Annotated in this window: 14 protein-coding genes; 12 read left to right on the top strand and 2 right to left on the bottom strand. The window is 68.6% G+C overall.

Annotated features, from left to right (window positions below):
- Positions 1–40: 40 nt before the first annotated feature.
- The 5 genes from AASM09_RS17340 to tsaB all read left to right on the top strand — a co-directional run bounded on the left by AASM09_RS17340 (position 41) and on the right by tsaB (position 7486).
- Entirely contained in the window at positions 41–1093 is a 1053-nt protein-coding gene (locus AASM09_RS17340; RefSeq protein WP_049430082.1) for a glycosyltransferase family 2 protein, read from the top strand.
- Positions 1094–1177: 84 nt separating this feature from the next.
- Entirely contained in the window at positions 1178–3616 is a 2439-nt protein-coding gene (gene mrcB, locus AASM09_RS17335; protein ID WP_049430083.1) for a penicillin-binding protein 1B, read from the top strand.
- A complete protein-coding gene (locus AASM09_RS17330) occupies positions 3613–4149 on the top strand; it encodes a hypothetical protein (RefSeq protein ID WP_049430084.1) in 537 nt (178 codons plus the stop codon). The genes mrcB and AASM09_RS17330 overlap by 4 nt, the downstream gene beginning before the upstream one ends.
- Before the next feature lie 565 nt (positions 4150–4714).
- Positions 4715–6763: an ATP-dependent DNA helicase gene (locus AASM09_RS17325; RefSeq protein WP_049427807.1), complete on the top strand. Its 2049-nt coding sequence runs from the start codon at positions 4715–4717 to the stop codon at positions 6761–6763.
- A gap of 9 nt (positions 6764–6772) precedes the next feature.
- On the top strand, positions 6773–7486 hold the full coding sequence (gene tsaB / locus AASM09_RS17320) for a tRNA (adenosine(37)-N6)-threonylcarbamoyltransferase complex dimerization subunit type 1 TsaB (RefSeq protein WP_343368552.1): 714 nt from the start codon (positions 6773–6775) through the stop codon (positions 7484–7486).
- Between the two features lie 575 nt (positions 7487–8061).
- On the opposite strand, the gene AASM09_RS17315 is transcribed toward tsaB, so the two are convergent.
- A complete protein-coding gene (locus tag AASM09_RS17315; protein ID WP_049431798.1) occupies positions 8062–8946 on the bottom strand; it encodes an energy transducer TonB in 885 nt (294 codons plus the stop codon).
- Positions 8946–9893, bottom strand: coding sequence for a glutathione synthase (gshB, locus tag AASM09_RS17310; protein WP_012511876.1), 948 nt, complete (start codon positions 9891–9893; stop codon positions 8946–8948). The genes AASM09_RS17315 and gshB overlap by 1 nt, the downstream gene beginning before the upstream one ends.
- Before the next feature lie 239 nt (positions 9894–10132).
- Here gshB and pilG point away from each other — a divergent pair, with 239 nt between their 5' ends.
- The 7 genes from pilG to AASM09_RS17275 all read left to right on the top strand — a co-directional run bounded on the left by pilG (position 10133) and on the right by AASM09_RS17275 (position 21978).
- Positions 10133–10534 carry a twitching motility response regulator PilG gene (pilG, locus tag AASM09_RS17305; RefSeq protein ID WP_005418455.1) on the top strand — a complete coding sequence of 134 codons (402 nt, stop codon included), beginning with the start codon at positions 10133–10135 and terminating at the stop codon, positions 10532–10534.
- 18 nt (positions 10535–10552) lie between these two features.
- Entirely contained in the window at positions 10553–10915 is a 363-nt protein-coding gene (locus tag AASM09_RS17300; protein ID WP_014648093.1) for a response regulator transcription factor, read from the top strand.
- On the top strand, positions 10915–11445 hold the full coding sequence (locus AASM09_RS17295) for a chemotaxis protein CheW (protein ID WP_049431795.1): 531 nt from the start codon (positions 10915–10917) through the stop codon (positions 11443–11445). Before AASM09_RS17300 ends, AASM09_RS17295 begins: the two co-directional genes overlap by 1 nt.
- Positions 11446–11486: 41 nt before the next feature.
- A complete protein-coding gene (locus tag AASM09_RS17290) occupies positions 11487–13523 on the top strand; it encodes a methyl-accepting chemotaxis protein (protein ID WP_049431794.1) in 2037 nt (678 codons plus the stop codon).
- Between the two features lie 100 nt (positions 13524–13623).
- A complete protein-coding gene (locus AASM09_RS17285; RefSeq protein WP_049431791.1) occupies positions 13624–20196 on the top strand; it encodes an Hpt domain-containing protein in 6573 nt (2190 codons plus the stop codon).
- Positions 20183–21517 (top strand): chemotaxis protein CheB, encoded by a 1335-nt coding sequence (locus tag AASM09_RS17280; RefSeq protein WP_049431789.1) that lies wholly within the window; start codon positions 20183–20185, stop codon positions 21515–21517. Before AASM09_RS17285 ends, AASM09_RS17280 begins: the two co-directional genes overlap by 14 nt.
- Positions 21514–21978 (top strand): chemotaxis protein CheW, encoded by a 465-nt coding sequence (locus AASM09_RS17275; protein ID WP_005410712.1) that lies wholly within the window; start codon positions 21514–21516, stop codon positions 21976–21978. The genes AASM09_RS17280 and AASM09_RS17275 overlap by 4 nt, the downstream gene beginning before the upstream one ends.
- Positions 21979–22093: the final 115 nt, after the last annotated feature.

Raw genomic sequence — 22093 nt, 5'->3', positions numbered from 1 at the left:
TGCTACCATCCCCCGGCCCCTGTTTCCGCGAGTACGTTCGATGCCTGACGCGCCATCCCGATCGGCCCCTGCCGAGCGCATTGGCGTCGCGCTGTGCACCTACAACGGTGCGCGCTACCTGCAGGCGCAGCTGGACAGCATCCTGGACCAGGATCTTCCGGTGAACGAAGTCATGATCGGCGATGACGGTTCCAGCGACCAGACGCTACCGCTGCTGCGGGCCTTCGTACCGCGCGCACAGGCGCTGGGCATCCGTGTCGAGATCGTCCAGCACGCGCGCAATCTCGGCTATGTGCGCAATTTCGCCGACGCACTGATGCGTTGCCAGGCCGACATCCTGTTCCTTTGCGACCAGGATGATGTCTGGCATCCGGGGCGTGTCCGCAGCTACGTGGAGCGCTTCCACGCCGACCCGGGCCTGTTGCTGCTGCACAGCGATGCGCGGCTGGTGGACGCGCAGGGCGCGCCGCTGGGCCACCAGCTGCTGGAGGTACTGGTGGTCCATCCGGCCGAGGTCGAGCTGGAACGCTCGGGCCTTGCGATCGACGCGATCCTGCTGCGCAACTTCATCACCGGTGCCACCTGTGCGCTGCGCCGTAGGCTGCTGGCCGAATCGCTGCCGGTCCCGCCGGGCTGGAGCCACGACGAATGGTTGGCGGTCCACGCATCGCTGCGTGGAGGATTGGACATGCTGGCCGAACCGACCATCGACTACCGGCAGCATGGCAACAACCAGATCGGAGCCAGTCGCCGCGGTTTCCTGCAACGCCTGCGCCATCTCGATCTGTTCGATTCGCAGGCACGCCAGCGCACTGCCGGGCGCCTGCTTGCCCTGGCCGATCTGCTGGGGCAGCGCGGCGTGGTGGTGGCGCCGGAGCGCTTCCAGGGACTTCACGCGCTCGCCTGGCGCATGGCCTGGTCGCGACTGCAGCTGTATCGCCGCGCGGACGTGCCGGCAGGCTGGATCGCCCATGATGCGCCGCGGTTGATCGCACGCCTGGCCAACGTCTGCCTGGCGGGGGGCGGCTGGAAAGGGGGCTGGGCGGCGCTTGCGGGCGCCTGGGCCGGGTGGCGGGCGCCGCGCGCTGCTTGAACTGCAGTGAAACCGCGGTCCATCGCCTGCCAGCCACCGCAGTGCCTGCGTTAGACTCGCCAGATCCTACCTGCCTGCATCCCCGTGCCCCGACGCTACGATTCCGACGACATCGACGATTTCGACGACGACCAGCAGGACGACAGCCCGCTGTGGCGGCGTCGCCTGATCACCTGGAGCATGGCTGCGGTCGCGTTGGGATTGGGCTTCCTGATCCCTTATACGCTGTACCTGAACCAACAGGTGACCCAGCGCTTCGGCGAACTTCGCTGGCAGATTCCGACCCGGGTGTACGCCCGCCCGCTGGTGCTCACGCCGGGCAAGGCGATGGACGCGGCGACCCTGAAGACCGAGCTCGCCGCATCCGCCTACCGCGATGACGGGCAGGGCAAGGAGCCGGCCACCTATGCGGCGAACGGCGGGCGCTTCGTCATTTCCAGCCGTGGCTACAACGATGTGGATGGCCGCGTCGCACCGCGCCGGCTGGAACTGTCGCTGGCCGACGGTGCGGTCGCCTCGCTGCGTGACGCCGACAACCGCAAGGCGCTGAAGGCTGCGCGCCTGGACCCGGCACGTATTGCCACCCTGTACGGGCAGAAGCAGGAAGAACGCCGCCTGATCCGCATGGACGAGGCGCCGGACCTGCTGGTGACCGGCCTGCAGGCGGTGGAGGACAAGGACTTCAACCGCCACCACGGCATCGATCTGTCCGGCATTGCGCGCGCGGTGTGGGTGACGATCCGCTCCGGTGGCCAGAGTCGCCAGGGTGCTTCCACGCTGACCCAGCAGCTGGCTCGCAGCGGTCTGCTCGGGATCGGCAAGGAACAGACGGTCACCCGCAAATTCAACGAAGTGCTGTACGCGCTGATCATGGAAGCGCGCTACGACAAGCGCACCATTTTCGAGGCCTATCTCAACCAGGTGTACCTGGGCCAGCGTGGCAGCCAGGCCATCCACGGCATGTCTTCCGGCGCCGAGTTCTGGTTCGGCCGTGACCTGCAGTCGCTGGAAACCGAGCAGATCGCGCTGCTGATCGGCCTGGTCAAGGGTCCGTCCTTCTACGACCCGCGGCGCAATCCGGAACGCGCGCTGGATCGCCGCAATTTCGTGCTGGGCAAGCTGCACGAGGCGACGCTGATCGACGATGCCGAGTACCAGCGTGCGCTGAAAGCGCCGCTGGGCGTGCCCAAGACGCCGGGCCTGGTGGCGGCCAACCGCTTCCCGGCCTATGTGGACCTGGTTCGCCGCCAGCTCGGCCATGACTATCCGGAATCGGCGCTGCAGGGCGCCGGCCTGAGCGTGATGACAGGCATGTCACCGTCCGCGCAGGCCTATGCCGAAGGCGCGGTGACCCGCACCATCAAGTCGCTGGAAAGCAAGCGCCGTCCCGAACTGCAGGCCGGCATGGTGCTGACCGACGTGCACAACGGTGACGTGCTGGCGGTGATCGGCAGCCGTGAAGTGTCCGAGGTGGGCTTCAACCGCGCGATCGAAGCACAGCGCCCGGTCGGCTCGCTGCTGAAGCCGTTCGTCTACCTGCTGGCGCTGGCGCAGCCGGATCGTTACTCGCTGGCCAGCTGGGTCGATGATTCACCGGTGACCGTGCAGCTCGGCCGCGGCCGCAACTGGAACCCCGGCAACGCGGACAACCGCAGCCACGGTACGGTGCGCCTGATCGATGCGTTGGCGCACTCCTACAACCAGGCCACGGTGCGCGTGGGCATGCAGGTCGGTCCCGAGCGCGTGACCCAGCTGATCCATGTGCTGGCGGGCATCAAGGCTGAGGCCAACCCTGCAGTGATCCTCGGCTCGACCGACCAGAGCCCGTACGCGATGGCGCAGCTGTACCAGTTCCTGGCGTCCGGTGGCGAGATCCAGCCGCTGCACGCGGTGCGTGGTGTGCTCGATCCGCAGGGCAAGCTGCTCAAGCGTTACGACAAGACCCCGGCACCGGCGCAGGAGGGCGACTCGATTGCCGCCAACCTGATCAGCGTGGGCCTGCAGCAGGTGGTTGCCAGCGGTACCGCGCAGCGCCTCAACGCCGATGGCCTCAGCCGCCTGCAGCCCGCCGGCAAGACCGGTACCACCAACGATGGTCGCGACAGCTGGTATGCCGGTTACACCGGCGATCACCTGGCGGTGATCTGGATCGGCAACGACCAGAACGAGCAGGCCGGACTGTATGGCGCCACCGGCGCGATGCGGGTCTGGTCGGGCATCTTCCAGCGCCTTCCCAGTGCGCCGCTGCGGGTCAGCAACAAGGGCCTGGATTGGCAGTCGGTGGCCGCCACCGGCCTCAACACCACCGACGAGGGCTGTCCGGGAGCGCGTCGCTTCCCGTTCGTGGTCGGCTATGCGCCGGCCTATGCGCCCTGCGCACCGGCGGTATCGCCGGACGGGCAGGGCGAGGCCGAAGGCGAGGGCGGTGGCTGGCGCAGCTGGTTCGGCCTGGACCGCAAGCCGGATGCCCCTGCCGAACCTGCCGCGGCGCCTGCCGCTGCCACTCCTCCTCCGAGCCGATGATGCCGATGAACATGCGATCCCTGCTGCAGCCCCTGGCCTTGACCGGCCTCAGCCTGGCCCTGGCCGCCTGCGTGACCAGTGCGCCGCCGGTGGTCAAGCCGGTCGATACCACGACGCCGGCGCAGCGCCTGGCGGCAGTGGACGCCGCCGCTGGCCCGGACGACAAGGAGCTGTCGGTGCAGCCGCTGCGTGATTCGCAGGTGGAAGACCTGCGGGTGACCGCGCAGGCGCAACGCCAGGCCAACGATCTGGCCGGTGCCGCCAGCAGCCTGGACCATGCGCTGGAGATCGTCGCTGGTGATCCGGCGGTGCTGCAGGAGCGCGCCGAGCTGGCGCTGCTGCAGGGGCAGTGGGCGCAGGCGGAGACGTTCGCACGCAAGGCGGTCGACCTGGGCTCGAAGACGGGGCCGCTGTGCCGCCGGCACTGGGCGACGATCGAGCAGTCGCGCCTGGCACGGGGCGAGAAGGAGAATGCGGTGTCGGCGCATGCGCAGCTGGAAGGCTGCACTGTGCCTGGGATCAAGCGGTACTAGGTTTCCTGCCAACGGCGCAGCCCCTCGTGGCTGGCTGTTTGGCCGCGTGAAGCAAAAGCCGCGCTTGGCCGGGCGGGGTGGGTTCGCGGGGGACGCCGTGAACCCATCCATGGGGGCTTGGCCGCGGCATCCATGCCGCGGACACCCCCGCGAACCCACCCCGCCCGACCTCTGACAATTTCCGTGTGCGGCCAGCCACGGAGAAGAAAAAGAAAATCAAAAGCGGGTCGCGCGCTGCGCGCTCTCGCAGTAATCCATCTTCTTTTCCCGTTCCTGCCACAGCTCCTGAGCTGCCAGTCGAGCAAGCTCGACTCTACGAAGCGCGCCCATCCGTCACCGGGAAACTGTCGAAGGCGGGGGACTGTGGGTTTGCGGGGTGTCCGCGGCATGGATGCCGCGGCCAAGCCCCCAGGGACGGGTTCACGGCGTCCCCGCAAACCCACAGTCCCCCGCCAACCCTCAGGACACCCCAGAGCCACGAACAACGCTGTTGCTGTTGCTGTTGCTCCGGCTCTGGCTTGAAACGGGTGCCGGGCAGCGCCCGGCCGGGTATCCTTTCTCTCTGATGTCCGACCTTGTCCATGCCAGCCGCGAAGCCCTCAGCGACGGCGGCGCGCTCGCCTCGCATCTGGACGCCTTCGTCCCGCGCCCGGCCCAGCTGCGCCTGACCGAAGCCATCGCCGACGCGATGCAGCAGCGCGATCTGTTGCTGGCCGAGGCCGGTACCGGCACCGGCAAGACCTTCGCCTATCTGGTGCCGGTGCTGCTGTCCGGGCTGCGCACCATCATCTCCACCGGTACCCGCGCGCTGCAGGACCAGCTCTACCACCGCGATCTGCCGCGCGTGCGCCAAGCGCTCGGTGTCGGCCTGCGCAGCGCGCTGTTGAAGGGACGTGCGAACTACCTGTGCCGTTACCGTCTGCAGCAGGCACGCGGCGAGCCGCGGTTCTCCAGCCGTGAACAAGCGGCGCAGTTCCAGCGCATCCTGGCCTGGTCCGGTCGCTCGGAGTTCGGCGACGTCGCCGAGCTCGACGGGCTGGCCGACGATTCACCGCTGCTGCCGATGGTCACCTCCACTGTCGACAACTGCCTGGGCACCGATTGCCCGTTCTGGGACGACTGCTTCGTGGTGCGTGCGCGACAGCGCGCACAGGCCGCCGACGTGGTGGTGGTCAACCATCACCTGCTGCTGGCCGACCTGGCGTTGAAGCAGGACGGTTTCGGTGAACTGCTGCCGGGTGCGCAGGCCTTCGTCATCGACGAGGCGCACCAGTTGCCCGAGCTGGCTGCGCAGTTCTTCGGCGAAGGCTTTGGCATGCGCCCGTGGCAGGAACTGGGTCGCGACTGCCTGGCCGAAGCGCGTGGCGTAGGAGGGGCGCAGTCGGCGTTGCAGGAACCGGTCGACCAGTTGCAGCAGTCGCTGTTGGCGTTGCGCTCGTCGATGGGAGGGCTGCCGCCGCGTGGCACGCAATGGCGAGCGCTGGCGATGCCACAGGTGCGCGACGGATTCGACATGGTGATGGCAGCCTTGGTGGCGCTGGAACAGGCGCTGCAGCCGCTGCGCGAAGCGGCGGCGGGCCTGGATGCCTGCCATGCCCGGGCGCGCGAGGCGGTCTCGCGGCTCAGTCGCTGGCTGGGCGATGATGAGCCCACCCTCGATTTCGATACCGATCCGGTGGAGACCGCCAGCGCCGCCGATGTGCTCTGGTACGAGCTCACGCCGCGTGGTTTCCGCTGCCAGCGCACGCCGATGGATGTGTCCGGCCCGTTGCGCGAGCATCGCGAACGCAGTCGCGCCGCATGGATCTTCACCTCGGCGACGCTGACCGTCGGCGGCGGATTCGATCACATCGCCACGCGCCTGGGCCTGGACGATCCACATACGCTGGTCCAGCCAAGCCCCTTCAATTGGCCCGAGCAGGCGTTGTGCTACCTGCCCGAAGGCCTGCCCGATCCGGCCGCACGTGGTTTCGGAACCGCGCTCATCCAGACCCTGCGGCCGGTGCTGCAGGCCTCGCAGGGCAGGGCGTTCCTGCTGTTCGCTTCGCATCGCGCCCTGCGTGAGGCTGCCGAGGCACTGCGCGATGGGCCATGGCCGTTGTTCGTGCAGGGCGAGGCGCCGCGCGCGACGCTGCTGCAACGCTTCCGCGAATCGGGCAATGGTGTGCTGCTGGGCTCGGCCAGTTTCCGCGAGGGCGTGGACGTGGTCGGCGAAGCGCTGAGCGTGGTGATGATCGACAAGCTGCCCTTTGCCGCCCCGGACGACCCGGTCTACGAGGCGCGGCTGGAGGCGATCCGCAGCCAGGGCGGCAACCCGTTCCGTGATGAACAGCTGCCGCAGGCGGTGATCGCATTGAAGCAGGGGGTCGGCCGCCTGATCCGCAGCGAGAGCGACCGCGGCGTGCTGGTGCTGTGCGACCCGCGCCTGCTCAACCGGGGTTACGGCCGGGTTTTCCTCGATTCACTGCCACCGTTCCGCCGTACCCGCAGCCTGGCCGATGTGCAGGCCTTCTTTACGCCACAATGGGCGCCCGTGGCCGATGATGCCGTTCCAGCCACCGCCCCTCCGGTGGGCCCGGAACCGGCGCCCGGCGCCACGTTCCCCCTGTTCTGACCTGATCCGATGAAACTGCTCGCCTTTGAAACCGCCACCGAAGCCTGTTCCGTTGCCCTGCATGTCGATGGGCAGGTGCTGGAACGCTTCGAGATTGCCCCGCGCCGGCATGCCGAACTGAGCCTGCCGTGGGCCGAGGCACTGCTGGCCGAGGCCGGCATCAGCCGTCGCCAGCTGGACGGCATCGCGCTCAGCCGCGGTCCTGGTGCTTTCACCGGCGTGCGCCTGGCGATCGCCATCGCGCAGGGCATCGCACTGGCGCTGGATCGTCCGCTGCTGCCGGTCTCGACGCTGCAGGTGCTGGCGCTGCGGGCACCAGCGGAAGAAACGCAGATCCTGTCGGCGATCGACGCACGGATGGGGGAGTTGTACGTTGCGCGCTTCGAGCGTGTTGACGCCCTGCCGGTCGCGCGCGATGGCGAGCGCGTGTGCGCACCCACTGCGGTGGCGTTGCCGGAAGGTTTGTCGGCCTACGGCGTCGGCACTGGCTTTGGCGCGGCCGACGGCGCGCTGGTGGCGGAGTTGGCCAGCGGCCTTCGCGGATTCGATGCCACGGCATTGCCGCGGGCGTCGGACGTGCTGGCACTGGCGGTGCCGGCCTTCGCGCGTGGCGAGGCGATTGCGCCGGAAAAGGTCGAGCCCGCGTACCTGCGTGACAACGTGGCACTGACCCTGGTGGAGCAGCAGGCCGCGCGCGAGGCGAAGGCGAAGGCCAACGGCTGAGCCCCTCGTGGCGGGGGTGGTTGGTCGTGTAAATCAAAAGCCGCGCTTGGCCGGGCGGGGTGGGTTCGCGGGGGACGCCGTGAACCCCCAGACCGGCCCAGCCGCTGGCGGCTGTGCGTTCGGGCGCTTGCGAAGCAGTGCTTCGCAACCAAAGCGCCCTCACCCCTGGGGGCTTGGCCGCGGCATCCATGCCGCCGACACCCCCGCGAACCCACCCCGCCCGGCCTCGGACAGTTTCCGTGCGCGTCCGCCACGGAAAATCAAAAAGAAAATCAAAGTCAAAAGCGGATCGCTTCGCTCGCATCCACGCATGGCGCGGATGTGTGTCGACCAAGGTCGACACCTACCAAAAGCGATGATGCGCCGCGATCTGTCGGAGGTGGGGCGGTGTCGGGTGGCGGGGTATCCGCGGCATGGATGCCGCGGCTAAGCCTACAGGGACGTACTTGCGGCGTCCCCGCCGCCCGACACCGCCCCGCCAAGCCTCAGTACACCGACCGCCGCTGTTGCCGTTGCTGTTGCCGTTGCTCCAGCCTTGCAGCGGGCCCCGGGCCGCAGGCCCGGGCAACAAACCCCTACCGGTCGTCGTGCAGGGTGCCGCCCGGCAGGAACACCCAGGTACGGGTCACCTGCAGGATATCGATCTCGTCCTCGGTCTTCGGCAACGGCGGGAACGGCTGCGCCAGCTGCACCACCCGCAGCGCTGCCTCATCCAGCAACGGCGTACCGCTCGAACGCAGGATCCGGCTGCTCTCCACGCTGCCATCGCGGCGCACGCCCACGCTGATCACCACCTGGCCGCCGAGGCGGCGCTGCCTGGCCTCATCCGGGTAATTCAGGTTGCCTACCTTCTCCGCACGGTCGACCCAGGCGCGCAGGTAATTGGCGTAGGCATACTCACGCGTGCTGGCCGACACGAACTTGCGGTTCGGGCGCTTGGCGTACTGCGCCGAGCGCAGGTGCACTTCGGCAGCCAGCCGTGCCATCTCCACGTCGCGCTGTTCGCGCGCACTCAAGGGCGCATCCGGTTCGGGCTGATCCGGCGTGGGGCGGGCCTGCGCCTGCGCTACCACCTCTTCGCCATTGCGGCTGCTGACCACCCGTGCCTGCGGCGGCGGAACCGGCGCAGCCGATTGCTGCTGCTGCGGCACAGGGCTCAGCCCTGACTGGGCCTGCGGCACGATGCCGGCCTGGTTGTCGCGCGGACGCTGCGCGCGGTCGTGCTCGCCACCACCTTCCTGGTTGGCCGCAGCCAGGAAATCGGCCTGTTTCGGGGTCAGCGCGGTGCGGGTCTGACTGAAGATCACTTCCAGCGTCGGCACCAGCGGCGCATCGCCCTTCACGGCGAAGCCCACGCCCAGGATCAGCAGGGCGTGGACCAGCACAGACAGCGCGATGGTCGCCCCCAGCCGTTGCGCTTCGCGCGGTGGCGGGGGCAGGACGGCAGGTGCGGAGGGCATCAGCGCAGGCCGGCCTCGAGCGCGTCGAACAGGGTGCCGGCGATGTTCAGGCCGTACTGTGCGTCCAGTTCGCGCACGCAGGTCGGGCTGGTCACGTTGACCTCGGTCAGGTAGTCGCCGATCACGTCCAGGCCGACGAAGCGCATGCCACGACGCTTCATTTCCGGGCCCACCTGGGCAGCGATCCAGCGGTCGCGCTCGCTCAGCGGGCGGCCTTCGCCGCGACCGCCGGCGGCGAGGTTGCCGCGGAATTCATCGCCCTGCGGGATGCGCGCCAGGCAGTAGTCGACGGGCTCGCCATCGACCAGCAGGATGCGCTTGTCGCCGGCGGTGATGTCGGGAATGAATTTCTGCGCCAGCGCCATCCTGTGGCCGCCGTCGGTCAGCGTTTCCAGGATCACGTTCAGGTTCGGATCGCCCTGGCCGCTGCGGAAGATCGAGCGGCCGCCCATGCCGTCCAGCGGCTTCAGCACGGCCTGGCCATGCTCCAGCGCGAAGGCCTTCAACGCCTTGGCGTCGCGGCTGACCAGGGTGGGCGGGCAGCACTGCGGGAACAGCAGGGCGGCCAGCTTCTCGTTGTAGTCGCGCAGGCCCTGCGGGTTGTTGACCACGCAGGCGCCGGCAGCTGCGGCCACGTCCAGCACCTGGGTGTCATAGATGTACTCGGCGTCGACCGGTGGGTCCTTGCGCATCAGCACGATCTGGCCGGGGCCGAATTCGGTGCGGCTGAATGCGCCCAGCTCATACCAGCCGGCCGGGTCGTCGCGCACCTGCAATGGCGCGGTCTGGGCCACCGCCACGCCGCCCTCCAGGGCCAGGCCGCCCGGACGCACGTAGTGCAGGGCATGGCCGCGGCGCTGGGCTTCCAGCAGCATGGCGAAGGTGGTGTCCTTGGCGATCTTGATGTGGGCGATGGGGTCCATCACCACGATGACGTTCAACGGCATGGGCGCACCTGTCAGGCAAGGCGTTGATGGTAGCGGCAACGCCGGTCGCGCGCCTCCCCGCCGTACTGCAACGCTGCGTCCGCCGGGCGCTCGCGCAGTCATTGCGAAACCCGTCACGTTCAGGGGCCTCCATGCCCCACGCCGTGGGGCGGCCTTGAAGCGGGCGCGGAAAGTGCGATATAGATACGCTTTCGTAGCGGCCCCCGCCAGAGATCGGGCCGTGCGCTTGGGGATAGGCAATGACTGAAAACACGACTGCGGGCGGGGAACTCGCAGGACTCCGGGTGATGGTCATCGATGATTCGAAGACCATCCGCAGGACTGCGGAAACGCTGCTCAAGCGCGAAGGCTGCGAGGTGGTCACCGCCACCGACGGCTTCGAAGCGCTTGCGAAGATCGCAGACCAGCAACCGCAGATCATCTTCGTCGACATCATGATGCCGCGCCTGGACGGGTACCAGACCTGCGCGCTGATCAAGGGCAACCAGCTGTTCAAGGCGACCCCGGTCATCATGCTCTCGTCCAAGGATGGGCTGTTCGACAAGGCGCGGGGACGCATCGTCGGCTCGGAGCAATACCTGACGAAGCCTTTCACGCGTGAAGAACTGCTGGGTGCCATCCGCACATACGTCAACGCCTGACCAGGGGGGAAAGGCACAATGGCTCGTATCGTTCTGATCGAGGATTCACCGACCGACCGCGCGGTGTTCACCCAGTGGCTGCGCCGTGCCGGCCACGAGGTGCTGGAAGCGGACAACGCCGAGGATGGACTGCAGCTGGTGCGTGACCAGGCGCCACAGCTGGTGCTGATGGACGTGGTCCTGCCCGGCATGAGCGGCTTCCAGGCGACCCGGGCGATGGCCCGTGACGCAGCGATCAAGCACATCCCGGTGATCATCGTCAGCACCAAAGCGATGGAAACCGACAAGGCCTGGGGCCTGCGCCAGGGCGCGGCCGACTACATCGTCAAGCCGCCGCGCGAGGATGAACTGATCGCGCGGATCAACGAGCTGGTGGCCTGATGCGCTCGCCCTTCGACATCCTCGAAGCCTACGAACGGCGCAGCCTGGCCCACGCGGTGCAGCTGCCCGAACGGCAGTTCGCGCAGGATCTCTGGCGTGGCGTGGGGTACCGCGTCGGCCAGCGCCGGCTGGTGTCCGATTTCCGCGAAGTGGTGGAGATCGTGCCGATGCCGCCGGTCACCCCGGTGCCGTGCGCCCAGCCGTGGCTGCTGGGCGTGGGCAACCTGCGCGGCAACCTGTTCCCGGTGGTCGACCTGAAGTACTTCCTGGAAGGCACGCGTACCGTGCAGCAGGAAGGCCAGCGCGTGCTGATCATGCGCCAGGCCGGTGGCGACGTCGCGCTGACCATCGATGAACTGTTCGGCCAGCGCAGCTTTGAACTGGACCAGCAGATCGAAGCCGGCATGCTGGCCGAAGGGCGCTACGGCCATTTCGTCGATCGCGCCTTCCACGCCGACGGCCATGACTGGGGCGTGTTCTCGCTCTCGCTGCTGTCGCGCACCCCTGAATTCCGGCAAGCCGCGGCCTGAGGCCGGGCACCGCCCCCTGCATTGAAGATCGAGGTTGAACGATGAGTACTGCTTCGGACGCCACCAAATCCGGCAAGCTGCGGCTGGGCGGCAGCAACCTCTGGCTGTTCCTGCTGCTGGCATCGATGATCCTGTTCGGGGTCAACACCGGCGTCGCCACCTGGCAGGGCAGCCGCCTGGCCGACGCCGGCTCCAAGGCTGCCGACCTGCAGGTGCTGTCGCAGCAGCTGGCCAACCAGGGCCGTGATGCCGTCGGCGGCAACGCGCAGGCGTTCACCGCCTTCAAGGCGACCCGCAATGCGATCGAACAGAACGTGTCGACCCTGCAGGGACGCTACGGCAAGGAGCCGGGCGTATCCGGCGCGATCACCACGCTGGGTGAAACCTGGGCGCCGCTGGGCAAGCAGGCCGGGCAGCTGGTGGCCAGCGAGCCGGCGGTGCTGGCCCTGGCCGGCAACGCCAACAACTTCACCGGCGCGGTGCCGGGCCTGCAGGCCCAGCTGAACGAGCTGGTGCGCGCGATGTCAGCCTCGGGTGCTCCGTCGGCGCAGGTGTACAGCGCACTGCAGCAGGTGGTGGTGGCCGGTTCGATGGCCCGCCGCGTGACCGAAATGCGTGCCGGTGGCAGCGCCGCGGCCACCGCCGGTGACGCGCTGGCGCGTGACATCACCGTGTTCTCGCAGGTGCTCGACGGCCTGCGCAACGGCAACGAGGAACTGGGCATCACCGCCGTGCGCGGTGCCGCTGCCGTCGCCGCGCTGGAGCAGTCGCAGCAGAAGTGGCAGGCGATGAAGCAGGACGCCGACGCGATCCTGGCCAGCTCGCGCCAGCTGTTCGCCGCGCAGTCGGCGGCCACCGCGCTGGGCCAGGGTTCGGCGCACATGCTGGACGATAGCCGCAAGCTGTTCGAGGCGTTCTCCTCGTTCGGTTCGGTGTCCGATACCCGCCTGTTCCCGAATTTCTGGATCGGCGTGGTGTCCGGTGCGCTGTCGCTGATCGCGATCATCGGCTTTGTCTCCACCAACGTGCGCAGCCGCTCGCGCGAGCAGGAACTGCGTTACCAGACCCAGGTGGAATTCAACAGCCGCAACCAGCAGGCGATCATGCGGCTGCTGGACGAAATTTCCTCGCTCGGTGAGGGTGACCTGACGGTGAAGGCCTCGGTGACCGAGGACATGACGGGCGCGATCGCGGACGCAATCAATTACGCGGTCGACGAGCTGCGCCACCTGGTGACCACCATCAACGACACCTCGGCCAAGGTCGCGCTGTCCACCCAGGAAACCCAGGCCACCGCCATGCAGCTGGCAGAGGCGGCGGGCCACCAGGCCAACCAGATCACCTCGGCGTCGGACCGCATCGGCGAAATCGCGGCGAGCATCGAGCAGGTGTCGCGCAACTCGGCCGAATCGGCCGACGTGGCACAGCGCTCGGTGGTGATCGCCGCCGAGGGTGCCGGCGTGGTGCGCGAGACCATCCAGGGCATGGACCAGATCCGCGACCAGATCCAGGAAACCTCCAAGCGCATCAAGCGCCTGGGCGAGTCGTCGCAGGAAATCGGCTCGATCGTGGAACTGATCAACGACATTTCCGAGCAGACCAACATCCTGGCGTTGAACGCGGCGGTGCAGGCGGCTTCGGCCGGTGAAGCGGGTCGCGGTTTCGCGGTCGTGGCCGACGAAGTGCAGCGCCTGGCAGAACGCACCTCGGGTGCGACCCGACGCATCGAGAACCTGGTGCAGGCCATTCAGGCCGATACCAACGAAGCGGTCACCTCGATGGAACAGACCACCGCCGAAGTGGTGTCCGGTGCACGCCTGGCCGAGGACGCCGGCACCGCGCTGACCGAAATCGAGCGCGTGTCCAATGCACTGAACACCCTCATCAAGAACATCTCCATCGCCGCCCAGCAGCAGTCGGCCGCGGCCTCGGACATCACCCGCACCATGGGCGTGATCCGGCAGATCACCGGCCAGACCTCGCAGGGTGCCGGGCAGACCGCCGAATCGATCGGCCACCTCGCGCAACTGGCGGCCGACCTGCGTCGTTCGGTCGCCGACTTCAAGCTGCCGGCGTGACGCGGGCAGGGCGGCGAGCAAGGAACCAGTCGATGAAGCATTTCCATTCCCCACGCCAGAACTCGCGCGGCTTCCGCGCGGCGGCGAACGGAGCGCGTCCATGAGCAGTCTGCGCGATGCGATGAGCCATGCAGCGCTGGGCTGGGTCAAGCCCGAGCTGGACGAGACCCTGCGCCAGGTGCGCAACGAGGTCGAGTACTACGCGGAAGACCCGAGCGATGCCAGCCGCATGCGCATCTGCGCCGGCTACCTGCACCAGGTGCAGGGCACCCTGCGCATGGTCGAGCTGTACGCGCCGGCGATGGTGGCCGAGGAGCTTGAACAGCTGGCCCATGCCATCGGCGCCGGTGGCGTGGCGGACCGGGATGAAGCCTGCGCGACCCTGATGCGCGGCAGCGTGCTGCTGCCCGACTACCTGGAGCGCCTGCAGAACGGTCATCGCGACATTCCGATCGTGTTGATGCCGTTGCTCAACGAGATCCGCGCCGCGCGTGGCGAGGAAGGCGTGCATGACAGCGTGCTGCTGGCGTTCGCGCCGGACAGCGTCACCGCCACCGAGGCCGAACTGGACCATGCGCGTGGCAGTCTGAGCGGGCGCAACCGCGAACTGCTCGACACCGTTGGCAGCGCGGTGAAGGAAGAACTGCTGCGCATCAAGGACGCACTGGACCTGCACCTGCGTACCGGCGGTGCGCCGGAACAGCTGCAGACCCAGGCCAATGAACTGGGCGCGGTGGCCGATACGCTGGGCATGATGGGCCTGGGCGTGGCCCGCGGCGTGGTCGTGCAGCAGCGTGATGCACTGCGTGGCGTGGTCGAAGGCCGCCAGCAGATCGATGAGAACCTGCTGCTGGATATCGCCGGTGCGCTGCTCTACGTGGATGCCTCGCTGGATGACCAGGTCGCCCATCTGGGCGCCGGCGGCAGTGGCGAGGACGATCCGAGCGCAGTGGAGAACCGGCGCACGGTAGAGGTACTGGCCCATGAGGCCATCGCCAACTTCGCCGCCGCCCGCGAGCATTTCGTCGCGTTCATCGAAACCGGCTGGCACCACGCTGAGCTGCAGGACGTGCCGCGCCTGCTGGGCGACGTCTCCGGCGCGCTGCGCATGCTCGACCTGGGTACCGCTGCCGACTACCTGCGCGGTGTGCAGCAGTACATCGAGGCCGAGCTGATTGGCCGCCAGCGCGTGCCGAGCGGCCGCCAGCTGGACACCCTGGCCGACGCCATGGCCAGCCTGGAGTACTACCTGGAAGCCCTGCGCGACCGTCGTCCGGGCCGCGAGGACATCCTCGACATCACCCGCAGCAGCCTCGAGGCGCTGCGCTACTGGCCGCTGCCGGACCGCGATGCGGGCGAGCCGGCACTGTTTGCGCCGCAGGCCATCGAGCGTGAGCCGGTTTCGCTGCTGGCCACGGCACTGCAGCCGGAGCACATCGAGATCCCGGTACAGTCGGCGGCACCGGCACCCGGTGAGGTGCCGGTACCGCTGCCGGACTTCACCTTCGATCCGCCACCGGCCACGCCTTCGACGGCGGCGGTCGACAACAGCCTGATGTTCGGTGGGCTGGGGTCCGACGCCTCCGCGCCGCTGTCGCTGCATGACGAGGCGGATGCACCGCTGGTCTTTGCTGCTTCCAGTGCACCGGCGCCCGAGGTCCCGCAATGGGATCTGGCACCGTTCCATCCGGAGGCCGATCCGCTCGCACCAGCGGACGATGAGCGCAGCCCGACGTTTGCCAGCTTCGATCCGGTCAGTTTCGAACAGGTCGATGCAGGGCAGGGGGCCGCCACGCAGTGGACGCTGCCGGTGCAGTCCAGTGCAACGGCTGGCCTGGACGTCGAAGACGCCGCCGACGCGACGCTGTCCATCGAGACCGGCACGCATGCCGCACCGGTGTTCGACCCGGTGGCCGCCGAGCATGATGCGGTTTCTGCAAGCGACGACGTGGTGTTCCGTTTCGACGCCGACTCGCTGGATAACGCCGACGATGTGCTCTCGCTGCACGCGATGGAAACGTTGTCGCTGGACGACGCTGCCGGGCTGCATCCGTTGCTGGAGAGCGTCGATGCCACCGCCCCTGTGGTGGTGGAAGAGAACCCTGTTGCCGCAGAACCGGACATCACCCCTGTGGATGTGCCGGTGGAAGCGCCCGCGTCGCTTGCCGATGCGCCGGCAGCGGCGGTGTCGGTGATCGACATCGACACCATCGCGCCGATTGATTTCAGCGAAGCCGACGCGCAGTTCTTTGCCGAGCTGAGCGCTGCGGCCGCGGACTTCAATCCGCAGGCGACCCCAACGCCGGCCGATGCGCAAGCGCCGGTCGCCGTGGGCGACGCGGAAGGTACAGAAGCCGGCTTCGAGGCGGGCTTCGACGACGATGCCGAGAACATCGACGAGGACATCCGCGAGGTGTTCCTGGAAGAGTTCGACGACGAACTGGCCAACCTCGGTACGTTGCTGCCGGCATGGCGCATGCAGCCGGACAACATGGACCGTCTGCGTCCTATCCGCCGCATCTTCCACACGCTCAAGGGCAGTGGCCGACTGGTCGGTGCACGCACCCTGGGTGAATTCGCGTGGAAGATCGAGGGCATGCTCAACCGCGTGCTCGACGGCAGCCGCCCGGCGACGCCAGCCGTGCTGGCCATGGTCGACAACGCGCATGCCGCGCTGCCGCAGCTGAACGCCGCTCTGCGCCATGGCCAGCGGATCAGCTTGGACCTGCAGGCGATGCAGGCCATTGCCGATCGCGTCGGCGCGGGTGAGGAAACCTATTACGTACCGCTGCCGGTTGCGGCTGCTCCCGCCGCACCGGTGGTCGAAGTCGATGGCGAGGACGAGATCAGCCGCATCCTCGAAGCCGAAGCAATGGCGTCGGTGGAGGCTGAAGCCGATGCGGACCCGGCGCCCGAAGCACTGGGCACGCCGGCCAACATCGACAGCGTACTGCGCGAGATCCTGGAAGCCGAAGTGGAAGTCCACCAGGCGACCCTGCAGGACTGGCTGCGCTCGGCGCAGCAGGCGCCGCAGCCGGTCAGCGACGCGCTGCTGCGCGCGGTGCACACCATGAACGGCGCCTTCGCGATGACCGAAGTGCCGGAAATCACTGCCGTTACCGGCGGTGCCGAGTCCTACATCAAGCGTGCGCTGGCTGCAGACGTGGTGCCGGGCGACGAGGGCGTGGCTGCGCTGGATGCGACCGCGCAGGCGATCACCGCGACCATGGAAGCGCTGCAGGCCGAACAGCCGCGCATCACCCCGCAGGAAGCGCTGGTGCAGCGCCTGCAGGCGCTGGCCGGTGAACTGCCGGAAGCGCGCTGGCCGATGGTCGGGCTGGAGGCCGACGACGAGGATCTGGCGCTGGAGGCCGGGGAGACTGGTCCTGCGTTCGAAGCTGCTGCGCCCGGGATCGAACCTGCCGGGCCCGAGCTGGAACCGCTTGCCGCCGATGTGCAGGCCGCCGGGACCGCGGGCGCGATCGGCACAGGCCTCGATGTCGGCGAATTGACCGGCAGCGATGATCTGTCGCGATACTTCGATGCCGGATGGCCATTGGTACCGGGTGAAGGCGAAGCCATCGCCGAGGACATCGGATCGATTGAATCGATCCAGCCCGTCGAGGGCGAGCCGGTTGTTGCGACGACCGACGTGGACGCCGCAGCGACGCCGGTCGCGGAGGCCGATCTGACCGCCGCGGACGACCTGTCGCCCTACCTCGACGCCCGCGCGCTGCCGGTGGATGACCGCGACGCCGATGAGATGCCGGTGTCCGTGGAGGTTGACGCAATCGACCTGAATACGTCGATGTCCGCTGACCTGGGCGATGCCGACGCCAGCCTCGATGACGACGCTGCTGCACTGCCACTCGACAGCGAGCTGTCGAGCCTGCAGGATGAAATGGCTGCGCCGGGTTTTGCAGAACCGGTCACGCTGGCAGCCGCGCTCGAGGCCGGCCTGCACGTGATCGACGAAGAGCAGACCCTGGACGACGACGGGCAATGGCCCGTGCTCGGCCTCCAGGCCAGCGAACTCGCGCCGGGCGAGGCGGAAGCCTTTGCCGAGGATGCGGACGTCGGCGGGGAGGCGGCGGTCGGCGAAGGAGAGAGCGCCGATCAGCCGTCCCCGGCGACGGTGAATGAGGTGAGCGCGACCGAAGCACTGCAGGCCTCCGCCGAGCCGGTGCGGTTCTTCGAACTGGAAGATGCACCGGGGCAGGGCGAGGTCCAGGCCGATGTCGAGGCCGGCGCCGTGGCGCGTTCCCCGCTCCACGAAGAAGCCTCCGCTCTGGAAGACAACGCGGACGGCGCCGATGCGCTCGATTTCAGTGTTTATGACCGCGAGCTGGTCGACATCTTCGTCGAGGAAGGCAAGGATCTGCTTGACCACTGCGACGGCCTGATCAGCGAACTGCGCGATGCGCCGCAGGATCGAGAGGTACTGGCCGGCCTGCAGCGTGACCTGCACACCCTGAAGGGTGGCGCACGCATGGCCGGCATCAATGCCATCGGCGATCTGGGCCACAGCATCGAATCCCTGCTGGAAGCCGTGGCGGCCGGTCGCACCGAGATCGAACGCCGCGACGTGCAGCTGCTGGAGCGCGGCTTCGACCGTCTGCACCAGCTGCTCACGCGCACCGGTGCCCACCGCGTGGTGGAGCCCGCACAGGATCTGGTGGAGGCCTTCGAGGTCCGCACCACCACCGATATCGCGGCGGCCGCTGTGGCCGCGCGTGCGGCCAGCGAGGCCGAGGCTGTGCCGGCACAGGCTGAGGGCCCGCTGGCGTCGCCGGCCGATGCCCCGCTGTCGGCACCGCTGCCGGCCGAAGGCGTGGCCGACGAAGACCCGTCGGCCCGTCCGCAGCAGGAACAGGTGCGCGTGCGCGCCGACCTGCTCGACCGCCTGGTCAACCACGCCGGTGAAGTGGCGATCTACCGTTCGCGCCTGGAACAGCAGCTCGGCGCCTTCCGTGGCGCCATGGGCGAACTGGAGCGCACCAATGCGCGTCTTCGCGACCAGCTGCGCCGCCTCGACCTGGAAACCGAGGCGCAGATCGTCGCCCGCTACCAGCGCGAGCAGGACCAGGCTGACCAGAAGTTCGATCCGCTGGAACTGGACCGTTTCTCCACCCTGCAGCAGCTCAGCCGTGCGCTGAACGAGTCCGCTGCCGACCTTGGCGGCCTGCAGGGCGTGCTGGACGATCTGTCGCGCCAGTACGATTCGCTGTTGCAGCAGCAGTCGCGCGTCAGCTCGGAACTGCAGGACGGCCTGATGCGTGCGCGCATGGTGCCGTTCGATGGCCTGGTGCCGCGCCTGCGCCGCGTGGTCCGCCAATCCGGCATGGATACCGGCAAGCAGGTCCACCTGACCTTGGAAGGCACTCACGGCGAACTGGACCGCAACGTCCTCGATCGCATGGTCGCGCCGCTGGAGCACATGCTGCGCAACTCCGTGGCCCATGGCCTGGAAGCGCCGGAACAGCGCCGCGCCGCTGGCAAGCCGGAGGAGGGCGAGATCGCCATCCGCCTGCACCGCGAAGGCTCGGAGATCGTGCTGGAAGTGGCTGACGACGGTGCCGGCCTGGACCGCGAAGCGATCCGCCGCCGCGCCATCGACCGTGGCCTGCTGGCCGCCGATGCGCAGCCGAACGAGCAGGAACTGGACAACCTGATCTTCGCCTCCGGTTTCACCACCGCCGACCAGGTCAGCCAGCTGGCAGGCCGAGGCGTGGGCATGGACGTGGTGCGCAACGAAGTGCGCCAGCTGGGTGGTTCGGTCGACATCCAGTCGGTGCGTGGCCAGGGCGTGCGCTTCACCCTGCGCCTGCCGCAGACGCTGGCCGTCACCCAGGCGGTGTTCGTGCAGATCGGCGAAACCACCTTTGCGGTGCCGGTCGCCTCGGTCAGTGGCATCGGCCGCCTGTCGCGCGAGCGTTTCGAAGCGGCCGACAGCAGCTATCGCTACAGCGGCGAGGACTATCCGCTGTACGACCTCGGCAGCCTGGTCGGGCAGGCTCCGGCGCGTGCCGATGGCCAGGACCAGGTGCCGCTGCTGCTGGTCCGTGCGGGTGACCTGCGTGCCGCCGTGGCGATCGACCAGGTGCTGGGCAACCGCGAAATCGTGGTCAAGCCGGTCGGCCTGCAGATCGCTTCGGTGCCGGGCATCTATGGCGCCACCATCACCGGCGATGGCCGCGTGGTGGTGATCCTGGACGTGGCACCGCTGGTGCGCCGCTTCCTCGCCAACCCGACGCTGCCGGTGCTGGCCAACGCCCCGCGCCAGGAGCGCCAGGTGCCGCTGGTGATGGTGGTGGACGACTCGCTGACCATGCGCAAGGTCACCGGGCGCATCCTCGAACGCCACAACTTCGAGGTCAGTGTCGCCCGCGACGGCGTGGAAGCACTGGAGCGCCTGGAAGAGCGTGTGCCCGACCTGATGCTGCTGGACATCGAGATGCCGCGCATGGATGGCTACGAGCTTGCCACCGCGATGCGTGCCGACCCGCGCTACAAGGACGTGCCGATCGTGATGATCACCTCGCGCAGCGGCGACAAGCACCGCCAGCGTGCCTTCGAGATCGGCGTGCAGCGCTACCTGGGCAAGCCGTACCAGGAGCTGGACCTGATGCGTAACGTGTACGACCTGCTGGGGATCGCCCGTGTCCGTGAGTGAAGCCCAGGCGGCTCCGGCCGTCGCCCTGCTGGCCCGCCCTGGCGCGGCGCGCGAGCGCCTGCGCGAAGCGTTGTCGCACGCCGATGTGCAGCTGGTGCTGGAAGACGACCCGAACGTCCTGGAGCCTCAGCTCCTGCAGGACGCGCGTCCACAGTTCGTGGTGATCGCGCTGGAGGCGGCCATCGAGGATGCTCTGGAACGGCTTGAAGCGGTGCTGTCCGCACCGGGCCTGACCCTGGTCTTCGACGAGGCCGAACTCGCGGCGCGCCGTGATGGTTGGGAGGCACAGCGCTGGGGCCGCCACCTGGCCGCCAAGCTGCACGGTCACCAGCAGGTGCTGCCGCCGGGTGCGGAAGACGAACCCGCCCTGCAGCTGGAACCGGGTCACCCGGCACCGCCGCCGGCACCACGGGAAGAAGCGCTTCAGCCGCATCTGGACCAGGCGTTGAGCTGGGCGGACGAAGTGCCGGCGGACAGCCTGTATGCGCCACCGGCGCACCTGCACGAACCGATCGCGCTGGAGCAGGCACTGGCCGCGCTGCAGCCGGTCGTGCCGGAGCCGCTGGAGGCAGCGCCGATGCAGCCGGTCGCCACGCCGGCCGCACCGGTTACGCCGCCGGTATCCTTCGACCACACCGCGTGGTCGCTGGTCGATGACGTGGCAGACGTACCCGCGGCCACCGGCCACAGCGCCGCGGTGGAAGCGCCGCTGCCATCCTTCGATACCGATCACCTCAGCCTGGTGGACCTGGACGCTGCGGCGCCTGCGGGCGCACGTGCCGGCTCGCTGCTGGTGCTGGCCGGCATTGGTGGCCCGGACGCGCTGCGCCGCCTGCTCGGCGCGCTGCCGTCGTCGCTGAGCGTACCGGTGCTGGTGCACATGCGCCTGGATGGCGGCCGCTACGGCAACCTGGTCAAGCAGATGGCACGCGTGTCGCCGTTGCCGGTGCAGCTGGCCGAAGCCGGCCAGCGGGCCGTCCCCGGTGAGGTGCACGTGCTGGCCGATGACATCGGCGTAAGCGTGACCGCCGACGGCCTGCATTTCCTAAGCGATGCGCAGGGTATCTCGCTGGCCGCGCTGCCGGCGGAACATACTGCGCTGGTGCTGCTCAGCGGCGCCGACCTGGCCCATGTCGGGCCGGCACTGGACCTTGCCGCAGCCGGTGCCTGGGTGGCCGGCCAGGTGGGCGAGGGCTGCTACGACCCCGCCGCGGCGACGGCCGTGGTGGCTGCCGGCATGGTGGCCGGCGAACCGCAGGACCTGGCGCAGGCGATTGCCGCGCGCTGGGGCGAGCAGGACGACAACGGAGACGCACCATGAGCTATGCCAGCAATGACGAAATCCGCGGCGTCCTGATCCAGGCCGGCAACGAGCGCGTGCTGCTGCCCAATGCCACTGTGGCCGAAATGATGTCGCGGGTGCCGGTACAGCCGGTCTCCGATGCACCGCGCTGGCTGGTCGGCGAGATCGGCTGGCACGGCTGGCAGGTGCCGCTGGTGTCGTTCGCGCGGCTTTCCGGGCTGGGCGAGGAAGCGGTGGGCGGCCACAACAAGGTGGTGGTGCTGAAGGCACTGAGCGGCAACGCTCAGCGCCCGTACTACGCGCTGCTGACGCAGAATTTCCCGCAGTTGATCTCGGTGCCGCGCGATGGCCTGCTGGCCGATGCTTCCGAGGAAACCCTGCCGCAGATCGTGCACATGCGCGTGCTGCTGGGGGAGCAGAGCGCGCTGCTGCCGAACCTGGACGCGCTGGAAGCCGCGCTGGATTCGCTGGCGGCCTGATCCACCAGACCGGTAGTGCCGGCCGCTGGCCGGCACCGAGCCAAGCATGGCTCGGCTCCACAAGGAAACTGCAATCTGGCGCCGGCCCTGTAGAGCCGAGCCCACGCTCGGCTGC

It is taken from the genome of Stenotrophomonas maltophilia, assembly GCF_039555535.1.
GTDB lineage: Bacteria > Pseudomonadota > Gammaproteobacteria > Xanthomonadales > Xanthomonadaceae > Stenotrophomonas > Stenotrophomonas maltophilia_Q.
This window is presented reverse-complemented; position numbering and strand designations above follow the sequence as displayed.